The sequence below is a fragment of the Paenibacillus tyrphae genome, from assembly GCF_027925525.1.
Lineage (GTDB): Bacteria > Bacillota > Bacilli > Paenibacillales > NBRC-103111 > Paenibacillus_G > Paenibacillus_G tyrfis_B.
This window is the reverse complement of sequence record NZ_BSDJ01000004.1, coordinates 242,733-260,292: the sequence shown is the minus strand read 5'-3', so window position 1 is coordinate 260,292 and position 17,560 is coordinate 242,733. Positions and strand designations below refer to the sequence as shown.

General features: G+C 52.8%; 19 protein-coding genes. 9 read left to right on the top strand and 10 right to left on the bottom strand.

The window, feature by feature from the left end; translation table 11 throughout:
• Positions 1-8: 8 nt before the first annotated feature.
• Positions 9-809 carry an AraC family transcriptional regulator gene (locus QMG93_RS06630; protein WP_281934662.1) on the top strand — a complete coding sequence of 267 codons (801 nt, stop codon included), beginning with the start codon at positions 9-11 and terminating at the stop codon, positions 807-809.
• Positions 810-885: 76 nt separating this feature from the next.
• Positions 886-1,395 carry a hypothetical protein gene (locus QMG93_RS06625; RefSeq protein WP_281934660.1) on the top strand — a complete coding sequence of 170 codons (510 nt, stop codon included), beginning with the start codon at positions 886-888 and terminating at the stop codon, positions 1,393-1,395.
• Positions 1,396-1,471: 76 nt separating this feature from the next.
• On the opposite strand, the gene QMG93_RS06620 is transcribed toward QMG93_RS06625, so the two are convergent.
• From QMG93_RS06620 to QMG93_RS06610, 3 genes are all read right to left on the bottom strand, one after another.
• Positions 1,472-2,689: a glucose 1-dehydrogenase gene (locus QMG93_RS06620; RefSeq protein ID WP_281934658.1), complete on the bottom strand. Its 1,218-nt coding sequence runs from the start codon at positions 2,687-2,689 to the stop codon at positions 1,472-1,474.
• Positions 2,686-4,725, bottom strand: a complete 2,040-nt coding sequence (locus QMG93_RS06615) for a glycoside hydrolase family 15 protein (protein ID WP_281934656.1) — start codon at positions 4,723-4,725, stop codon at positions 2,686-2,688. The genes QMG93_RS06620 and QMG93_RS06615 overlap by 4 nt, the downstream gene beginning before the upstream one ends.
• A gap of 180 nt (positions 4,726-4,905) precedes the next feature.
• A complete protein-coding gene (locus QMG93_RS06610) occupies positions 4,906-5,343 on the bottom strand; it encodes a hypothetical protein (RefSeq protein ID WP_036682434.1) in 438 nt (145 codons plus the stop codon).
• A gap of 222 nt (positions 5,344-5,565) precedes the next feature.
• Here QMG93_RS06610 and QMG93_RS06605 point away from each other — a divergent pair, with 222 nt between their 5' ends.
• Positions 5,566-6,180: a helix-turn-helix domain-containing protein gene (locus QMG93_RS06605; RefSeq protein ID WP_281934654.1), complete on the top strand. Its 615-nt coding sequence runs from the start codon at positions 5,566-5,568 to the stop codon at positions 6,178-6,180.
• Between the two features lie 265 nt (positions 6,181-6,445).
• Here QMG93_RS06605 and QMG93_RS06600 read toward each other — a convergent pair whose 3' ends face one another.
• Both QMG93_RS06600 and QMG93_RS06595 read right to left on the bottom strand, forming a co-directional pair.
• Positions 6,446-7,705 carry a helix-turn-helix transcriptional regulator gene (locus QMG93_RS06600; RefSeq protein WP_281934653.1) on the bottom strand — a complete coding sequence of 420 codons (1,260 nt, stop codon included), beginning with the start codon at positions 7,703-7,705 and terminating at the stop codon, positions 6,446-6,448.
• Entirely contained in the window at positions 7,702-8,373 is a 672-nt protein-coding gene (locus QMG93_RS06595; protein ID WP_281934651.1) for a class I SAM-dependent methyltransferase, read from the bottom strand. Before QMG93_RS06595 ends, QMG93_RS06600 begins: the two co-directional genes overlap by 4 nt.
• 279 nt (positions 8,374-8,652) lie before the next feature.
• Here QMG93_RS06595 and QMG93_RS06590 point away from each other — a divergent pair, with 279 nt between their 5' ends.
• The 5 genes from QMG93_RS06590 to QMG93_RS06570 all read left to right on the top strand — a co-directional run bounded on the left by QMG93_RS06590 (position 8,653) and on the right by QMG93_RS06570 (position 12,290).
• Positions 8,653-9,177 carry a hypothetical protein gene (locus QMG93_RS06590; RefSeq protein WP_281934648.1) on the top strand — a complete coding sequence of 175 codons (525 nt, stop codon included), beginning with the start codon at positions 8,653-8,655 and terminating at the stop codon, positions 9,175-9,177.
• A gap of 266 nt (positions 9,178-9,443) precedes the next feature.
• Entirely contained in the window at positions 9,444-10,118 is a 675-nt protein-coding gene (locus tag QMG93_RS06585; protein ID WP_163854913.1) for a hypothetical protein, read from the top strand.
• A complete protein-coding gene (locus QMG93_RS06580) occupies positions 10,115-10,672 on the top strand; it encodes an accessory gene regulator B family protein (RefSeq protein WP_281934644.1) in 558 nt (185 codons plus the stop codon). The genes QMG93_RS06585 and QMG93_RS06580 overlap by 4 nt, the downstream gene beginning before the upstream one ends.
• Positions 10,669-10,791, top strand: coding sequence for a cyclic lactone autoinducer peptide (locus tag QMG93_RS06575; protein ID WP_108529963.1), 123 nt, complete (start codon positions 10,669-10,671; stop codon positions 10,789-10,791). Before QMG93_RS06580 ends, QMG93_RS06575 begins: the two co-directional genes overlap by 4 nt.
• 347 nt (positions 10,792-11,138) lie before the next feature.
• Positions 11,139-12,290, top strand: a complete 1,152-nt coding sequence (locus QMG93_RS06570) for a phosphodiester glycosidase family protein (protein WP_281934641.1) — start codon at positions 11,139-11,141, stop codon at positions 12,288-12,290.
• Between the two features lie 70 nt (positions 12,291-12,360).
• Here QMG93_RS06570 and QMG93_RS06565 read toward each other — a convergent pair whose 3' ends face one another.
• From QMG93_RS06565 to selD, 4 genes are all read right to left on the bottom strand, one after another.
• Complete coding sequence (locus tag QMG93_RS06565; RefSeq protein WP_281934870.1) at positions 12,361-12,765, bottom strand: YtxH domain-containing protein; 405 nt, start codon at positions 12,763-12,765, stop codon at positions 12,361-12,363.
• A 6-nt stretch (positions 12,766-12,771) separates the two neighbouring features.
• Entirely contained in the window at positions 12,772-13,215 is a 444-nt protein-coding gene (locus tag QMG93_RS06560) for a DUF948 domain-containing protein (RefSeq protein ID WP_281934638.1), read from the bottom strand.
• 165 nt (positions 13,216-13,380) lie between these two features.
• On the bottom strand, positions 13,381-14,412 hold the full coding sequence (gene mnmH / locus QMG93_RS06555) for a tRNA 2-selenouridine(34) synthase MnmH (protein WP_281934637.1): 1,032 nt from the start codon (positions 14,410-14,412) through the stop codon (positions 13,381-13,383).
• A gap of 66 nt (positions 14,413-14,478) precedes the next feature.
• Positions 14,479-15,537, bottom strand: a complete 1,059-nt coding sequence (gene selD, locus QMG93_RS06550) for a selenide, water dikinase SelD (protein WP_281934635.1) — start codon at positions 15,535-15,537, stop codon at positions 14,479-14,481.
• Between the two features lie 151 nt (positions 15,538-15,688).
• Between selD and QMG93_RS06545 the strand changes: the two genes are divergently transcribed.
• On the top strand, positions 15,689-16,324 hold the full coding sequence (locus QMG93_RS06545) for a bifunctional 4-hydroxy-2-oxoglutarate aldolase/2-dehydro-3-deoxy-phosphogluconate aldolase (RefSeq protein ID WP_281934634.1): 636 nt from the start codon (positions 15,689-15,691) through the stop codon (positions 16,322-16,324).
• Between the two features lie 630 nt (positions 16,325-16,954).
• On the opposite strand, the gene QMG93_RS06540 is transcribed toward QMG93_RS06545, so the two are convergent.
• On the bottom strand, positions 16,955-17,521 hold the full coding sequence (locus tag QMG93_RS06540; protein ID WP_281934868.1) for an NAD(P)/FAD-dependent oxidoreductase: 567 nt from the start codon (positions 17,519-17,521) through the stop codon (positions 16,955-16,957).
• Positions 17,522-17,560 lie beyond the last annotated feature (39 nt).

Genomic DNA, 17,560 nt, shown 5'->3' with positions numbered 1-17,560 from the left:
AGCTGACCGTGCTGTTCGCAGGCCATGCCCAGACCGCAGCGCAGCACAAGGTCGGACCGCAGGTGCTGGACTATCATTTGGTGCATACGGTCGTTTCGGGCCGGGGCAATTTTCGCTGCGTGCATCGCGATTATCGTCTGGAACGAGGCAGCAGCTTCTTTATTTTTCCCGGCGAGCTGGTCACCTACGTTTCGGATTCCTCGGAGCCGTGGGCGTACCGCTGGGTCGGCTTCAAGGGTGAACGGGCGGACGAGTTTTTAAGCAAGGCCGGCATCTCCCCGGATAAACCGGTGATTTCCTCCGACCGGCTGCGCCGATTGACAGCGCTTTATTATCAATTGGAAAAAACACTGCACCTCGCCAAGCCCGGCTGCGATATGCAAGCAGGCGGTTACCTGCGCCTCTTGTTCGGCGAATACGCACAGGACCGGATGCGCGAGGAGGTGCCGAAAGAAGAAGGCTCCGTCATTCAGCAGCAGGTAGAACAGGCGATTCGCTGGTTAACGCTGCAGTATTACCAGCCGATCTCCATCGAGCAGATGGCCCGGACGCTCGGGTACCACCGGACGCACCTGTCCAAAATGTTCAAGCAGCACACCGGCCTGTCGCCCATGCAGTTTTTGCTGAAAATCCGCATGGAACGCGCGAAGCTGCTGCTTCAGGGGCCGCTGACGATCGAGCAGGTCGCCTCCTCCGTCGGCTTCGGCGATGCGCTGTACTTTTCCAAGCAGTTCAAAAAATATTGCGGGCACTCGCCCTCCGAATACCGTCACAGTCAACAGGTCCATCCGTACGACTGCGAAGGCTAGCAACCTTTGAGCGGACCGGCGCGTCTTAGGGGAAGAAGATTCCAACACCCGAGCGGAAAGGAGAACTATGTTTCCGATGAGACGCTATTTCCCGGCAGCCTTGCTTCTGATCTGGGTCCTTGGGCTGATATGGCCTGCGGGAGAGGCAAACGCGCTATCCTGTGCCAGACAACCGTCCGTCAATGAGGAATTCGCCCGCAGCACGGTCGTATTTCATGGCAAAGCCGTTGGCGAGAGAAAAAACGGAGCAACCACGTTCGAGGTGACAGAAGCCTGGAAAGGCGTCGCTTCCGGCAAAATCGACGTGCAGGTAAGCACCATGTGGATGCCGGTGCAGCAAGACGAGGCGTACCTCGTCTACGCTGCTCAGAAAAACGGAGTGCTAACCGCGCATCTCTGCGGCCGAACTGCGCTGTGGGAGCAGAGACGCGCGGACATAGCGTCTTTTCCCCCGACATCGGTTACGCCCGAGGGCTCCCCGGCAGCACCTTGGAGCTTGACGGTTGCAGGAGCGGTCGGGGCACTCGTATTTGCGGTTTTGCTGACGAGCCTTATAATTGCTCGCCGTGATCCCAAACGAAAATAAGCGGACAGCCGCTTTCACAGTCGAAGGCGATGCCCGCTTATTTTCCATTCATCTCAATATGACGCTGCCTTACACATTACACCGAGAAGCTGTACGCCACCTCGCCCGCTTCGTGCCGGACCAGTCCAGTCCATTGCTCCCGCGGCACAAGATCGACCACGGCTTTGACGGCGATCCGGCCGAAATCCAGCTGCGGCACCTGCTGAAGCGTCAGCCGGTCGGTCATCAGTCTGCCCAGCAGGCCGGGAAAACGGACTTCCATCTGCTTCAACCGGTACAGCCCGGTTTCAAAGTCCTTGCGCGACGCGTTCACCGAGCCGAGCACGCATTTGTTCTCCAGCACCAGCTCCTGGTTAATTTGGTCCGATGAAATGCGGATGCTCCGGTTGCCCGGGGTTACCCCAAGAAGCGCCAACACGCCGTTCGGCCCCAAGGCGGCCATCGCGTCAAAGGCGAGCGGGCTGTAGCCCGTACATTCGAAGATGAGGTCCGCGCGCCGGCCGTTTCGCTGCAGGAACGCCCCCAACGCGGATACGGCGGGAGCGCCCCCGGAGCCCGCCGGGGCGGCTGCTTCGTCTTCCGCCCGCGCGTATGTCGCTCCGCAGGCCCGCACCAGCTCGGCCCCGATCGAATCGTCCGGCGACTTGGACCATACCACCGTATCCAGGCCCAAACACCGGCACGTTAGCGCAGCGAGCAGCCCAAGCGGCCCCGAGCCGAGCACTACCGCCGTCTTCGGCTGCCAGACGAGCCGCTGCTGAATGCGCTGCACCTCGTTCCATACCTTCTCGACAATGCTCTGCGGCTCAGCCAAGATCCCGTAGGCGAGACTTCCCACAGGCACTTTGACCAAATATCTCGCATCCTCGACATAATAGTCCGACAAATACCCGTGCGCGCCCCGGATGCCTCGTTCCGTATACTGCCCCGTTTCGCAGAAGTCCTGCTGCCCGTTGCGGCAGTTGACGCAGCCCGGTTCCGCGCACGGCCTGCGCACCAAGGCGCAGACCGCGTCTCCCGGCGCGAACCCCGTGGCCGGGTCCGCCTCTTCCACGACACCGAGCGATTCGTGCCCGATCGTCAGCGACGTCTCGCCCGCCGGCGGCACGCCATACTTTTCGCTCATGATCTCGCGGTCCGTCCCGTCAAGCCCGATGCAGAGCACGCGGACGAGCACGTCCGTCTTCGTCTGCCGCGCGGGACGCTCGATCTCGACCAGCTCCAGCTTCGGCGACGCCTCCCCGGTCCCCGCTCCGCCCGCGGGTGCAAGGCCGGTTACGCGCACCGCCTTCATCGCTTCTCTCCCGCTGCATGAAGCAGCTTCGCGTCGCTCTGATCCTCGCGGCCCCGTTCCCGGTGCCGGAACAGCTTCAGTTTCGCCAAATATTCCTGCACCACCTTGACGAACGTCGCATGGGACCAGGTCAGCGGCGAAACGGACATCGGCTCGCCGCTGAACGGATGCACCTGTTCGGCCAAAATCCCCGAAGGCAGCGCATGGCTCATCGTCCATCGCAGCAGATCCGCCGCTTCCTTCAGTTCCTCTTCGCTCTTCGCCGCGGCAATCACATATTCCGCATACCAGAGCGTACAAATAAACCACGGGTTGCCCGGCACCTTGGCGACATCCTTCGTCACCTGATGATAATAATCGTTGGAATACCGGGCAAGCCCTCCCACTTCCGTCTGCACCCAGAGCTGCTCGCGGATTGCTTTCATAGTAGAAACGACCCGCGGATCGTCCGGCTCAAACATCCCGAAGTCGAATATCGCGTACATGCTCGCATCCGGCGTCAAATCCGGCTCGTACGCCTGCTTCTCGTCATTCCAATAAAGCGAACGGATAAACCGCTGCTCCTGCTCGGAATAAAGCGAGTGCTCGACCGCCTGCTTCACGCTGCCCGCCTTATCCCGGTAGTGCATCGCCCTCAGCTTGTCCCCGAAATGCTCGGCGAAGCCTGCGGCGGCAAGCAGCCCCGCATAGACGCTCGCGACCGTGAACAAATGCACGCCGTAGCGTTCCTCCCACAGGTCGTGCGAAGGCAGCGGCAATCCGGAAGCATCAGTATAACGCGCCAGGAAATCGGCTGCAGGCAGGACAAGGTTGTCGTAGTCGTCGCGTGCTTCGTCCATCGTCCGGGCCTGCCGGTGATGATGCCACAGCGCGAACAGCACAAGCGCCGTCTCGTCCTCCTGGATGGCAAGCTGTTTCTCGCCTCGGGCGTTGACCCACGGATGCCAGCTCGAACCGACGGAGCCGTCCGGGTTGTACTTGTGAAGCAAGTAGCCGTCCTCCGACAATCCCTGCTTGCAAAACTGGAAAAATCGTTTCGTCAGCGCATGATAGCCGCTTCGGTCAAGCGCATGCGCGATTAGCGCGCCGTCCCGCGGCCACATATACGAATACGTGTCGCGCGCAAACTTCAAAATGTCCGAATCGTTGGCGGCCAGGATGGCCCCCCGGTTGTCCGTATTCGTGCGGACCACGAGCAGGCTGCGCTTGTAAAAGGAAGCGATGTCCGGCTCAAGCAGCTTCAAATCGTGCCGATCTTGTCCGAGCCATTGCCCCCAGTAGTTGTACGTGCGCTGCAGCAGCGCTTGCGGCGTAGCCGAACGGACCGTGCGCTCCAGCTTGCGGATTTCCTGATCTGCCCGGGCGAAGCAAATCCAGAACCAGGCTTCCTTTGCACCCTTGGCCGGCACCCGCAAGGCCAGCTCGACCGTTCCGTCAACCGACCCTTGTGCAATCGGATTGCCGCCGAGCCGTCCGTCTTCCGCATCCCGCCATGTCCCTTCGAGCCGGTTCATTTCCTTTTGCCCGGTCGCATACGAAGTCACTCCCGCCTCCTTCTGATCCGGCCCCCGGCCCGACAACGACAAGTACCGGTGCCCCTTGTAAAATACAAGCGATCTCAATTCCGGGTCATAGTATGCCGTATCGCCCACGCCGTTGCCGTACAAATGCAGATCCAGATGGAAGTACAGCTTCACCTCGCGTTCCCGGTCCCAGTCGTTTTCCACGACCACCTTGCGAATGAAGACATTCTCCTGTACGTCCACGCCGTCACGAAGCTGCAGCTTGAGGCCGAGCCGTTCGTGCGTGCAGGCGACGTTCGTAATCAGGGTATCGTTCAAATAGCCGGACTGCTTCTTCAGCTCCGGATGATCGATCCAGAAAAAATCTTCCGCCGTCCATACGCCAAAATGCGATAAATGATCCAGCGCTTGATTCTCCTGACCGACATAAGGGAAATAAACATCCCGAACATTGTAATGGACGTCAAAATTAATAAGCACATTGCCGTTGCCAATAGGCAAATCACGGGCCATAACGCTTCATCCCCTTCCTGCTCACCCTAATTTTCCCCATGAGTGGAAGGAATTTATGCATTCGACATAAAAACCCGTCGCATCCTTTGGTATATTATGGTATACTTAAAGTAAATGCAAGAAAAGGCCGACCTGTAGAGGCCAGCCTTCGGTATGAATATGGTTATGGGCAAGTGCCGCTTATTTGCGTTTTCTTCCGTGTTTCACCAAGGTCATGCGACGGGTGTGGCGCAGCCAGGAGTAATAGGCTTTCAAATCGCGAAGTTGAATATCCTGAGACACGCGGCCCAAGAACGTAACGACAATCATTTTATGCAGAGGATTGCCTGCGATATCGGTTTCATCCTTCAATTCGACAAACTCGGCGACCATCACAAGGTCATCGTCAATCAGGTAAACGTCTTTTTCATTTGCATAATAAGGTTGGACTTTACAGTTCTTCAGTCTTTCCCATAAAAAGGAGCAAATATGCTCAATTCCGCCCTGCTCGTTCTCCACACGCTCCGACCATCGGCTGAGCGCATGGCTGGTAATGACGATATCTGCTACTTTGTAACCATTAAATTCAATATAGTAGGGTTCGTAGGTGCTCCAACGATTCATAACTTTGTCTCTCATTACAATCCCACCCCCTTCTGTAAAGCTAAAAAAGTGTGCTACTTCTAATGTAGTATTCGTATTACATAGAGTCAAGAGGCAGACCACCAGATAAACGCTTTTTTAGAAATTGCTATTTCCTTTCATACGTTTGTCCATTACAATAGTTTCAGAGAGGAGTGACCAGGTTTGGGACAACCAATTCCCGATTTCGGAAAATTTCTAGAGGGTCTTCGAGGCTCGATGTCTTTGCGAGAAGCGGCTCGCAAAAGCGGTCTTTCCCATGCCTACATCCGGGATCTCGAGCTTGAGCGAAACCGTTCGACCAATGACAAAATAACCCCGTCGCCGGATACGCTTCAGAAGCTGTCGGCTGCATACGGCTACCCTTATACCGATTTGATGATTAAGGCAGGGCATCTGATGAGCAGTCATATTGCATCGTCTCTGGCCCCCAAACAAAACGAGGATATGGACCTGTCGAACGTCTACTTCATCGAGATCGGTATGAAAGAAATTACGTATTACCAGAAAGGCGCGACAATTACGAGGAGTATTGAGTCGCTGCTTGATTTCAGCAGCTTTTTGGACCGGTTGGAAGAGAACGATTTCAAGAAGATGGACACCGATCTTTACGTCAATTTCAATCACATCCGCAAATACGACGAGCGGCGCGGCCGGCTTTATTTTAATGAAGACGGCGAAGGCCCGCACGTCACCATCTCAGCAATCCGCCAACGGAAATACCACGAACTACTTCTGCGCAAAGTGGCGATCAACACCAAAAAAAGCCTGGAATTTTCCTTCAGTAAAAGCGGCAAATCGGCAGCTTTCTCCACAGCGGAGAAAAACGTCTAGTTTCGTCCTGCATTACTGTGCCTATCTCCGCCCGCGAGCGCGAACGACTGCCGCGGGCTATTTTTGTATCCGATTCTGCCCGTAGGAGCGGAGTGAATACCTGTTAGTATTATTCTATGCTTCCGGCTCCTGTTTAGAATGCATTCGCTGAGAGTGTTCATAGTTTTTTAGCCGCTTGCCTGAAGCTTGTCCTTCTTTATTACTATCATACTCCAAATTAATCCACGTTACGAAATTTGTCACCCCCTCAAAAGTGTAACCTCCCTTAATAAATTCGCACCTGGGTACGAAACAGCTTCTCCGTATCCTCAGGTGTCATGTTGACTTTGGCCAGCAGCTTATACGCTTCCTTCAAGTATTCGACGGAATCCGTTCCCGGCTGCTCTTGAAAAAAACGAACGACTTCCAGTAGCATTCCGGTACAGTTCTCGTCCCCCAAAGCGAAGCGTGTTTCGGATAAAATCAGCTTGGCCATATGGATGTTGCGGCTATTCCAGCTATGCTCGATAATCTGGCGGCAGGTCGTTTCCGCCTCCTCGTATTCGCCGCATCGGTTATGCAGCTTCGCCAGCCGCAGCCGCGCAATCTCGACAAAATAAGGCTGCTTGGTCGCCTCTCCGATTTCCAAGGATCGGCGCTGATGCTCGAAGGCCAGCTTGTACTCTCCCATATCGGCATACAAATCCCCAATATTATTGTTAAAGATCAGCTCAAACGAAGGATGGTACGTAAAATAAGCGGCAGTCTGCTTGTATTCTTCCTCCGCATCCGTATACTTCCCAATGACCTGGTAACATTTTCCCAACAGATTATGCGAGCGAAACCGGGAGATCGGGGAAAGCCTTTTTCTGCTTTTGACAGCCTGAAGGAGCGAAATGGCGGTATGGTATTCTCCGATTCCGTAGCGATAGGCGGACATCGTAAGCTGAACCGAAATCGCAAGCTCCTGCGGGACACTGTGCCGCTGTACGAGGGCATAAGCTTCTTCAATCCATTCGGAGGCATGGCCCGGATCGATGTTCACATACATGAACGAAAGCCGGTTTAAGCCGGCGGCGAGCATAGGAATGTCCTGCAGCTCCCGAGCCAGATCAATCCATTGCTTGTATTCGCTCTCGGCTTCCTTGAAGTTTTGCCGAACGTCTTCGACAAATGCCTGTAATGCATGCAGGCCGGCCCGATACACCGGCTTTACCTCAAACCGTATCTCTTTCAACTGTTCCATCCACTTCCGGATCGTCTCGTAATCCCGTTCCTTCTCGTATCTCTCCTGAAGGTATTCGAGAATCAGCCCCAGCGCCTTCTGCTCGGGGTCCTTCCGACTCATCCGTTCCAGCCAATCGAGAATCGGCATTCCAAGCCGCTCCAGCAGCTTTTCGACGATCGTGATGTGCGGAAAGTAGTCCTCATTTTCAATCCGTGAAATCATACTGCGGGTACAAATGCCCGCGGAAAGCTCCTTTTGCAGCATCGGGACGGCTTCGCGCCTGGAGCGAACGAGCTGCCCGAAATGATCCAGGTTCATAGCAAGCTCCCCTCCTTGTCCGCTCCGATAATCCATAGATTGCTGCAGTTCGATTTGGTGATCCAATCGAGCTTGGCATACGTCTCTTGAGAGATATGACGGCTTCGCGCACCGGTCATGGATCGGATCTTCAGCCCGCAGTCCAAGAGCAGCCGATGCAGCTCGACCGGCATCAGCATATTGTAATTGGTCGTCTCGCCCCGCAGACGCTTCAGCGCATCTTCGTGCGGCAAATTGCCGGGACCGAGACAAGCGATAACCATTCCGCCTCCCGGCTTGATCACCCGGGTCATCTCACGAATCATCCCGTACGGATTCCGCACCCACTCTACCACCGTACAGCAGAACACATAATCGAAAGTCCCGTCTTCCTCGGGAATCGGGTCGCAATCCGACAAATACGCCTCGACCTGCCTTGCCTTGGCAGTTTCGACCATGGCCGGAGAAATATCGACGCCCGTCGCGAGAAAGCCCATTTCGTTCAAGCGCTTCGTACCGATTCCCGGACCGCAGCCGACATCAAGCACGCGCCGCCCTCCATCCCGAACCGCAAACTTCGCAAAATACTTTAACAGTAAGCTTCGGCTTCCGTTATCCCACAAGTCTTCATTCGAAAAGAAGACGCTAAATTCGTCCCACCATGCTCCGCTATATACGTCAACCGTCATTAGGCGTATCCTCTCTTTGTCTGCAGACCATCGCTCCATACCGCTTCAGACCGAGCCGTTCCTATGCCAAAACATGGCATAAAGTCGCTTGAAGTTCAGCACGGACTCTTGTACACTGTAGCTTTGGAGCAAAAAAAGCCTGCTTTGGTAAAGTGCAGTCCTCTACCTCTAACACTACCAAAGTCTAGGCTTCTTTGCCATGATTGCTTGAATCAAACGTAGTGATAGATTCGAGAGTTTGTACCTCATCTTAAGAGCATTATCATCAGCGCCCTCATCATGACTCAAATTTCACTTATCACACAAACAAAGCTGCTGCTTTTGGGATTGGCCGTTTTGCAGCCGTTTTTCACAATTCTCTGTTTCAGTCTTTTTTTCAGACTTCGTCTGACGAGCGCAGTGTTGGTCAGTGTTATCGTACTGTTGTATAACTTGATTTCGGAAATGCTGATGTACTTACTCATTACCCGTTTTCAATTGGAAGCGTTTGTTGCCTTGGCTATGGAAGCGACACTTTTACCTGCGATTTTCTTAAGTTCGTTAAATTCGATAACAGCATTGATACTTTCAAAGATGCGTGTGGGATTCACCTTCGTTCAATTTAACCCCAAAATGGCTTCTACGAATCCGACCTATACCAAGAGGTTATTTTTTATCATGAGTGGTGGGCTTATTTTGTTGATGGCTATTATTTCGTCTTTGTTTCTTGTAGGAACCAAAAGCGTGCTGGCGTATAGCTTGGGAACCGTGCTTTTGATAGCCCTTATTCATTATTTATATATAAAGGAAGTAGCGGATACGTAGGAGGGTGCGGCCTTCTCTTTTTATTACTTAATAGTTTTTTATATTTCAATGCCCAGTATTACGCTATATCTTACGAAAGCAAAACAGTTAAAAACCGCCAATTTTCGACAAAAATTTTCTTGTGTACTTATTATGTGTATATTAAACTTATCTTGAAGTAAACGATTCTAAAGTTTTCCAAAAACAATTCAGTATTATGATAGGACTTTTTTACCATACGAATTGTAATAGCCATCTAACTAATAGTTTTTCAAAGGGGATTCCTCATGGTTACTTTTCTTGTAAAAATGGTGTCTACAACTATTGAATTTTTCGCAATGGTGTTGTTGGTTTTATCCGCTTTCCGTATATATTTTCGATATGCACTACATAAAGTATTTTTTATCGCATTAATTCTATCTTTAGTTTCGTTTTATGTACGTGATTTTCTGGGACAATTTAACTATGCATTTTTGTCTATATTTGTAATCGAAATCGTGCTGCTAACCTTATTTTTTAGACTTCCTATTCTTTTTTCATTTTTCATGTGCATCATTGCCAATATTGCAACAGCCATTTTCGAAGGTCTTGCCACTGTTATAGGTATGCAGATGAATTTAACGTCAGTGCAATTAATACAGACCAATCTAGTTCACTTTGTTACTTGGCAATTAGTTGTAACAGCCTTTCAAGTGCTGCTAATCCTTTTTTTACAACGCTATAAAATAGGTTTTCACTTCACAATAAATGATTCGATGAAAAAATACAATTTTTGGTTGTCGGCTATACTTATCTTAAGCGTATTCGCGCTTCAGGTCCAAACTTTAATATTGGGAGATTTAAAATACCATATTGCAATTCCAATCGTATTGGCAATCATTTTTCTTATTGGTATCGTGCTTTCGTATAAACATAATCAAAAACTATGGAAAGCAAGAAGAGAAAGGCTGTCCAAGAGATGAATCCTATCGATTCAATGGCAACGTACTTGGCAAAATGCATACGTAAGAATAATGAACATGCCGGATCAGAAATAGCTTTAAAATACGCGTTGAGTTTAACAATCAATACGAGTCTTGCTATAATCTTTTCCTTGTTGATATCCGTTTTTACAAACCGATTCGACGAAACGTTTATTGGTATATGTGTATTTTTGTTGATTCGTTATGTTAGCGGAGGAGTTCATTTGTCTTCTTCGCTGGCTTGCTGTATTACTTCAATTTTTATTTTTACAACCATCGCCAATGTACCATCTGAGTATACAGAAATATCCATTTATCTTAATGCCATTTCCTTTATGATCTTGCTGTTTACAGCTCCTAATAATATTAAAGATGTCAGCCGAATTCCTCAAAAATTTTACCCTTTATTAAAAATAATTACATTACTAATTATATTCAGCAACTTTTTTATCAAATCTACAGTTTTTACTGCCGCTTTCATCATACAAGCCGTTTTAACAACACGATATTCCTACAAAATTATTAAATATTTTGAGAGGAGGCAACTGCATTGAAAAAAAAATTAGCTATTATTGCAAACTCATTACTAATGGCTCTGGCCGCTTTTTTTGTAGTAACAAATTCATTAACTATGAACCGCCCAGAAACGCCGGAAGAACTTCTTAAGAAATAACGCCTTAGCTTTCTGGGCTGGTAGTCCGCAGGTCTGCCAGCCTTATCCGTGCACGTCGGCGCCCTTCAAAAGCCGGTTTATTCCTCCCTTGGAACCACAACCGCTCCCTTCTATAACCCCCCCTAAATTTTCCGAAGAGTTTATTTGAAGCAGACGGTCCACCCCTAGGCTGGTCAGCCCCCTCACCAAAAACATTAAGACGCAAAAGCAGCTCAATTTCCGTTCTCCCAAGACTGCGACAAGATTCATGGGTACATTTTAAGTTTTCTTTCATGCAACTTTTTTCGCTGTATTTCGTTTATAAAGGAGGATGGAGTCTAACCATATCCATGGAAAGGATTTGAATTATGTCCGTACCGATGCCCGGCAGTCCTCGTACTCAGACGACCGCTGCCGCTGCCGCAAAGAAAAAAAAGAAGCCGGTTAAAAAGAAGAAACGGCGTTCGTCCACCTTGGCTTCAATTACACTTTATACGTTCTTTTTCATGTTTTTGTTCGGAAGTGTGTTCAGCTTGTGGTTTTTTCTAACGGAAACCGGCACGAATCTGCGCTTGATGATGGCTGATACGATCATTTCGACACAGCACCGCGATTGGGCGAAATACCTCATCGGCGAGGAAGAGCTCAAAAAACGGGTTGACCGGTACTGGGCGCAGTTCGACACGTATTCCGAAATCAAGGATAAGGACCTTGTGCGCGTAGACCATAAACCGGCGACAACGGTGGTCGAAAAAAAGCCGCCTATTGAGATACAAGACATTGAAGGAAAAAATTTCAAAGGCAAGCTGCTGATCGTGAACGATCCAAAAACGCTGCGCATCGCCGTTCCGGGCACACGCGGCAAGGGAGAAAAGGTTTCCTCGATGGTTAAACGATTGGGGGCCATTGCCGGCGTCAATGCGGGCGGATTCGTCGATCCGGAATGGAAAGGCAATGGCTTTCAGCCGACCGGCCTCGTCATGTCCGGAGGGAAGATCTTCTACAACGACGGCGGCATGAACACACGCAATCACATCGTTGCCATCGATAAAGAAGGCAAGCTAATCGCGGGCAAATATACGCCGAACGAGCTGATCAAGATGGGCGTTCAGGAAGCGGTCACCTTCGCTCCGAAGTTTATCGTCAACGGCGTGGGCATGATCAAAAATCAGGCCGACGGCTGGGGAATCGCTCCCCGTACCTCAATGGCGCAAAAAGCTGACGGCACCATCATGTTCGCCATCATCGACGGACGCCAGCCGGGATACAGCATCGGGGCGACGTTGTACGATATCCAGAACATTTTTCTGGAGCACGGTGCGGTGACAGCGGCCAATCTGGACGGCGGCTCCTCAACCGTACTGGTCAAAGACAACCAGATTTTGAACAAGCCATCCAGCGAATACGGCGAACGGTATTTGCCTACCGCCTGGCTGGTGTTCGAAGACCCGGCCAAAGCGAATATTAAAAACATTTGGGAAGGACTCGATCCAAGCAAAATCGATCCGTCCAAATGGTAATCATCCGCCAAAACCAAACGGGATCTAAGGCATAACGCCGAAGATCCCGTTTTTTGTTGCAAATCAAGCTTTAGTGTTCCTCGCGTTCGACCGTTGTAGCTGCTATCGACGCTTCGGCTGCGGCTACATCGTCTGTACCGTTTTCCGGTTTATTGCTGCGCCACGATTTCACTTCCTGACTCACCTGAACCGCCGCCTGCTTCGCTTTTCCAGCCATCTCCGACGTCGTGCGTCCGATGCTTTCCGCCGCAGTCTGCGCTTTATCCGATACGGCGGAGACAAGCCGCTTCGATTTTTCCGCAACGTCGCCTGCGATTTGCTGCGTCTTCTCGCTCACCTGTTGATAGCCTTCTTTCAAATCGGCGCGCAGCTCGCGTCCGGATTTAGGCGCAAACAGCAGTGCTGTCACCGCGCCAAGCACACCGCCGATTACGGCTCCGACAAGCAAATCCTTATTTCTTTTTTCCGCTGCCATCATTCTTCACTCCTTTGATTTCATGGGTCTGGAAGCTTGCAGGCGATGCCAGAGCTGCAGGCCGGCGGCTGTCAGCTCCATCAGGTCGTTTGCAGTATCCCGATGGCTATGTAACGCTTTGCGCGCCTCAAGTGCCGTGCTCTCAATGGCGAGTGACGCGGACTTCACGATTCGGGATACCCGTTGCACCGCTTCTCCCGTCTCCTCTGCCGCCGCAAACCAAGCGTCGACCGCTTGCATTTTGCCTTGCAGGTCCTGCATAACCTCGGTCGACACCAGAAGCAAACTTTCGGTGCTCTCCGCGGTTTGCCGCACTTGCTGCTGCATCGTATCAAGCGCAGTCTCGGCATGCCTCAGGGCACGAATCGCCAAATACGCAAAGCGTATAGCCAAACCGATGAGCACCAGAAAGGCAAAAATGCAGGTCGCCGCTCCCCATTGCCACCACATGGCCTTCACCTCCGTCATCCCATCCGCTTCTAGACGAATGCCTATGAGATAGTACAGTATAAGACGGAGGCGCCCATTTTGACACAACTTCCGGAAAAAAGGACGAGGAGCTTGCCAAAAAAAAGCAACAAAAAAAGCCCGGTTGCCCAGGCTTTAAAGTTTGGCTTAGAACAGCCGCTTCAGCTCTTGCTCGATTCGCTGCACGGCTTCATCCGCATGACGGACGCGGAGTCGGATCGCCTCCGTGGTATAACTTTCTTCCGCGTGCTCGTAGCGCGGATCGTAGTAATATTCGAGCAGCAGCCCCGCGGCTTCCTCGAATTCATGGTCCAGCAGATGCTGTTCGATTTGCGCGGCAATCGGCGTATGAAGCCGGCGGTGAATTTGCCGAAAAGCAGCGAGGCAGGCGTCCGCATGCTCCTCCGGCCGATACTCCTGCACGATGTGCCGTATCCGCTCTTCCAACGGTACCTCGATCCGGATCGGGATGCCGCTTGTTTTAGCTTCCGCCAAAAAGCTGGGCATCACCACCCGGCCGATCCGGCGGCTTTCAGCCTCCATCAGCACGAAAGGCCGGTCCTGATAGCGCAGCAGCTCGTGGACAAGCAGCGATTCGAACGTCTTTTGGTTGTTCGGCGCAAGTCCAATCTGCCCGAAGATGGAGCCGCGGTGCCCGGCCATCCGCTCAAGATCGAGCACGGGATAGCCCCGCTCGGCCAGCTTGCGGAGGATCAGCGACTTGCCGGTGCCGGTATGGCCGGCGATGACGATAACCCTGGGCTTATGCTCGAACGACTCAAGCGTCTGTACAACCCACTGGCGGTAGGCCCGGATGCCTCCGGTTAGCCGGCAGGCGCGGATGCCCATAAGCGACAGCAGCGTGGCCGACGTCCGGCTTCGCATGCCGCCCCGCCAGCAGAAGACAGCTTTGTTCGGACCAAGCGCCTGAAATTCTCTAATGAAGGCTGGCAGCTTGGCAGACACGATTTCAAGTCCGCGCTGCTTAGCCGCTTCGATGCTGACCTGCTTATAGGTTGTGCCGATCTCCGCCCGCTCCCGGTCATCGAAAAGCGGTATGTTCAAGCTGCCGGGGATCGTAAATTCTTTGAACTCTCCCGGAGAGCGGACGTCGACGAGCGTCAGCTCCCGTTCTTGATGCAGGCGCAGCAGCTCCTGCACGGTTATGTCTTGTTGCAACGCGTCCTCGCTCCTTTGCTTCATATCGGGCGTGCTGCGGCATAGCTGCACGTCCTTGGCGGCTGCTTACAGCGATTCCAGGACGCGGATTTCGCCCGGATGATCGGCGGTCGTCTCGCCGATGATCGCAGCTTCGACGCCTGCGCGGCGCAAGTCGTCCAGCAGGGCGTCAGCCTTATCCGCGGCGACGGCGATCAGCAGCCCGCCGGAGGTCACAGCGTCGCAGAGAATCCATTGATCGAGCTGATCGATGGATTCGGCGAAGGCGACGGTCCCTTCGAGGTGCGCGTAATTGTTCTTGGTGCCGCCCGGGACAAAGCCCGCCTCAGCCAGCTCGCGGACGCGCGGCAGCACAGGCACCTGAGCCTTCCCAATGCGCACACCTACGCCGCTGCCTTTGGCCATCTCAGCCGCGTGGCCGAGCAGTCCGAAGCCGGTCACGTCGGTACAGCCGTGCACGTCGTACGGCTCCATCGTTTCCGCAGCCGTCTTGTTTAATGTAGTCATTACCTTCGTGACCCGTTCGATTTCCTCCGGGCTTAAAGCGTCTTTCTTGATCGAGGTCGTCAGGATGCCGACGCCGATCGGCTTGGTCAGGATCAGCTTGTCCCCTGGCTTGGCCCCCGCATTCGTCTTTGCTTTGGACGGGTGCACCAGTCCAGTGACAGCGAGACCGAACTTCGGCTCGTTATCGTCAATGGAGTGGCCTCCGACGAGTGTCGCTCCCGCTTCTTTGACCTTGTCGCCCGCGCCGCGCAAAATGTCGGCCAGCACTTGTTTATCCAGCTTTTTGATCGGAAAGGCTACGATGTTCAGCACCGTTAGCGGCTTCCCGCCCATCGCATAAATGTCGCTGAGCGCATTGGCTGCCGCTACCTGACCGAAAGCGTAAGGATCGTCGACGATAGGCGTAAAGAAATCGACGGTTTGGACCAGCGCCAGCTCGTCCGTCAGCTTGTACACTCCGGCATCGTCGCTCGTATCGAGACCGACGAGCAGGTTCGGGTCGGGCGTTGCCGGCGGAAGGGTCCGGATCACCTGCTGCAGATCCGCGGGACCTATTTTGCAGCCGCATCCGCCTTTCGTAGAGTAAGAGGTTAATTTGATCGGTTCGTTAACGCTCATCTTTCGGATCAGCTCCTAAACATGGTTTCCATAAAGTACAGGTTAGCACAGTTGGCATTTAAAAAAAAGCAGGTATAATGAAGACAATGAAATGGCGGCCTGTCTCTGCGACAACAGGATAAAAGCAGGTCATAACGGGAGGATACAGCGGATGAATCGGGAACAAGGACTGCAGTTGATCGAGAAAGTAAAGATCGTCGCCATTGTGCGCGGCGTGGAGGAACAGCATATCGAGGGATTAGCGGATGCGCTGTTCAGCGGCGGCGTGCCGGTCATGGAAGTAACGCTGAATACGCCGGGGGCGCTTGGCATGATCGAACGGCTTCAAGCCCGGTCCGGGGAACGGATGTACATCGGCGCAGGGACCGTCGTGGATGTGGACGACGCGCGGAAAGCGCTCGATGCCGGGGCATCGTATTTGGTTACTCCGAACACAGACGAGCAGGTGATCCGTTACGCTGTGGAGCGCGGCGCTCCGATTTTTCCGGGAGCGATGACACCGACGGAAGTTGTGAAAGCATGGAAAGCCGGGGCGACGGCAGTGAAAATATTTCCGGGTGCCAGCCTTGGAATCGGCTATATCAAGGAATTGATGGGCCCGCTGAATCACATTCCGATGATGGCGGTCGGCGGCGTAAACGAGGATAATATCGCCGATTTTATAAAGATCGGCTGCTACGGGGTCGGCATCGGCGGCTCGCTCGTGAACCTGAAGGAAATCGCTGCCGGCAACTTTGGTTGGGTGCGGGATAAAGCAGCCCGGCTTGTAGAGCGGTCCAGAGGCTGAATCGCATCGGAGGAGGAACCTGCGTCCTGCTGCCTTAAAGCAACCCTTTGAATTGGCCTCACCGGCACTTCCGGCGCAAGCGACAAAGAACCCTGGAGGCGAAAAAATACAAGCTCGAGCTGCAAGGGCGAGTTGCAAGTGGAAGAGTTATACGCAGCAGGTTTTTTACTAGTGACGAGTTCCAAGTTAGGTTATAAGCAGCTAGCTTTAAGAGTTGGCGAGCGACGGCATACTCTTGGCCGCTTGTAAGTTGGCCCCAAACAAAATAGCGGAACTGCCCGTGCGTTATTCGATTGGATTTCGACGGCAAATCCTCCATAGCGGAACTGGAAGTGCCTTAACGCCTTCGTTCTCGGCAGCTTGCACATTTTTCGACAAGGTTAATGCACTTTGAGTTCCGCTATGTACTCATCAGCGGTCCAAAGCATTCAAATAACTCATCCTGGTTCCTCTATCTTTAAGCTCTACCGACAGCCTCCCTTGCATCCTCTCAGGTTTCGCATTGTGAGGACAGATAAACGTAGCCTATCGTGAGTAGGAAATCAATCCGATGGCCCGCAGAAAGCCGAAAATGAGCTACAACACAAAAAACGGCGGCCCTCCATAGCTGGAGGCCGCCTTTTTGAACATTTATGCTTTTAACACGTCATGGTCGACATACCGTTCGCCGTTCAATTCGCTGATAAAATTGATCGCCACCTTGGCTCCATCGCCTGCGGTAATGATCGTATGCACGCTCACGCCCGCTGCGGTCCCAGCCGCCCAGATGCCTGGCACGTTCGTCTTGCCCTCCGGAGTAGCGTCGACAACGGTTTTGATCCGCGGCTCGGTTCCCGGCTTCGTATTCACGCCGATCTGCTGCGCCAGTTCGGCGTTCAGCCCCGTGGCGAGCACGACATGTTTCGCTTCGTAGCTTCCGTTCTCCGTCTCCAAGCGGAATCCTTCGCCTTCCTTCGCAACGGCGACAACTTTGCCTTGTACCAGTTCAGCTCCGAACTTCGCCGCCTGCTTCTTCCCGATCTCTACCAGGTCTGGCCCGGTAATCTCGGCTACGCCGTAGTGGTTCTCCACCCAAGCGCGTTTCGTAATGCTCTGATCGCTATCAATCACCAGCGTCTTCTTGCCCGCCTTCGCCGTGAAGAGGGCGGCGCTTGCTCCTGCAGGTCCTGCTCCGATAATCGCTACATCGTAAGACATCATTCATCCTCCCTTTCCAGAAAGTGAAAAAGTCGAACG

Excerpts from the sequence above, each read along its gene's own strand:
- QMG93_RS06600 (WP_281934653.1), bottom strand. The coding sequence starts at position 7,705 with ATGAACCTGGATCATTTCGGGCAGCTCGTTCGCTCCAGGCGCGAAGCC.
- QMG93_RS06615 (WP_281934656.1), bottom strand. The coding sequence starts at position 4,725 with ATGGCCCGTGATTTGCCTATTGGCAACGGCAATGTGCTTATTAATTTT.
- QMG93_RS06565 (WP_281934870.1), bottom strand. The coding sequence starts at position 12,765 with ATGGCAGCGGAAAAAAGAAATAAGGATTTGCTTGTCGGAGCCGTAATC.
- QMG93_RS06585 (WP_163854913.1), top strand. The coding sequence starts at position 9,444 with ATGGTTACTTTTCTTGTAAAAATGGTGTCTACAACTATTGAATTTTTC.
- QMG93_RS06605 (WP_281934654.1), top strand. The coding sequence starts at position 5,566 with ATGTCTTTGCGAGAAGCGGCTCGCAAAAGCGGTCTTTCCCATGCCTAC.
- QMG93_RS06610 (WP_036682434.1), bottom strand. The coding sequence starts at position 5,343 with ATGAGAGACAAAGTTATGAATCGTTGGAGCACCTACGAACCCTACTAT.
- QMG93_RS06590 (WP_281934648.1), top strand. The coding sequence starts at position 8,653 with ATGACTCAAATTTCACTTATCACACAAACAAAGCTGCTGCTTTTGGGA.
- QMG93_RS06620 (WP_281934658.1), bottom strand. The coding sequence starts at position 2,689 with ATGAAGGCGGTGCGCGTAACCGGCCTTGCACCCGCGGGCGGAGCGGGG.
- QMG93_RS06540 (WP_281934868.1), bottom strand. The coding sequence starts at position 17,521 with ATGTCTTACGATGTAGCGATTATCGGAGCAGGACCTGCAGGAGCAAGC.
- QMG93_RS06595 (WP_281934651.1), bottom strand. The coding sequence starts at position 8,373 with ATGACGGTTGACGTATATAGCGGAGCATGGTGGGACGAATTTAGCGTC.
- QMG93_RS06560 (WP_281934638.1), bottom strand. The coding sequence starts at position 13,215 with ATGTGGTGGCAATGGGGAGCGGCGACCTGCATTTTTGCCTTTCTGGTG.
- QMG93_RS06570 (WP_281934641.1), top strand. The coding sequence starts at position 11,139 with ATGTCCGTACCGATGCCCGGCAGTCCTCGTACTCAGACGACCGCTGCC.
- selD (WP_281934635.1), bottom strand. The coding sequence starts at position 15,537 with ATGAGCGTTAACGAACCGATCAAATTAACCTCTTACTCTACGAAAGGC.
- QMG93_RS06580 (WP_281934644.1), top strand. The coding sequence starts at position 10,115 with ATGAATCCTATCGATTCAATGGCAACGTACTTGGCAAAATGCATACGT.
- QMG93_RS06625 (WP_281934660.1), top strand. The coding sequence starts at position 886 with ATGAGACGCTATTTCCCGGCAGCCTTGCTTCTGATCTGGGTCCTTGGG.
- QMG93_RS06545 (WP_281934634.1), top strand. The coding sequence starts at position 15,689 with ATGAATCGGGAACAAGGACTGCAGTTGATCGAGAAAGTAAAGATCGTC.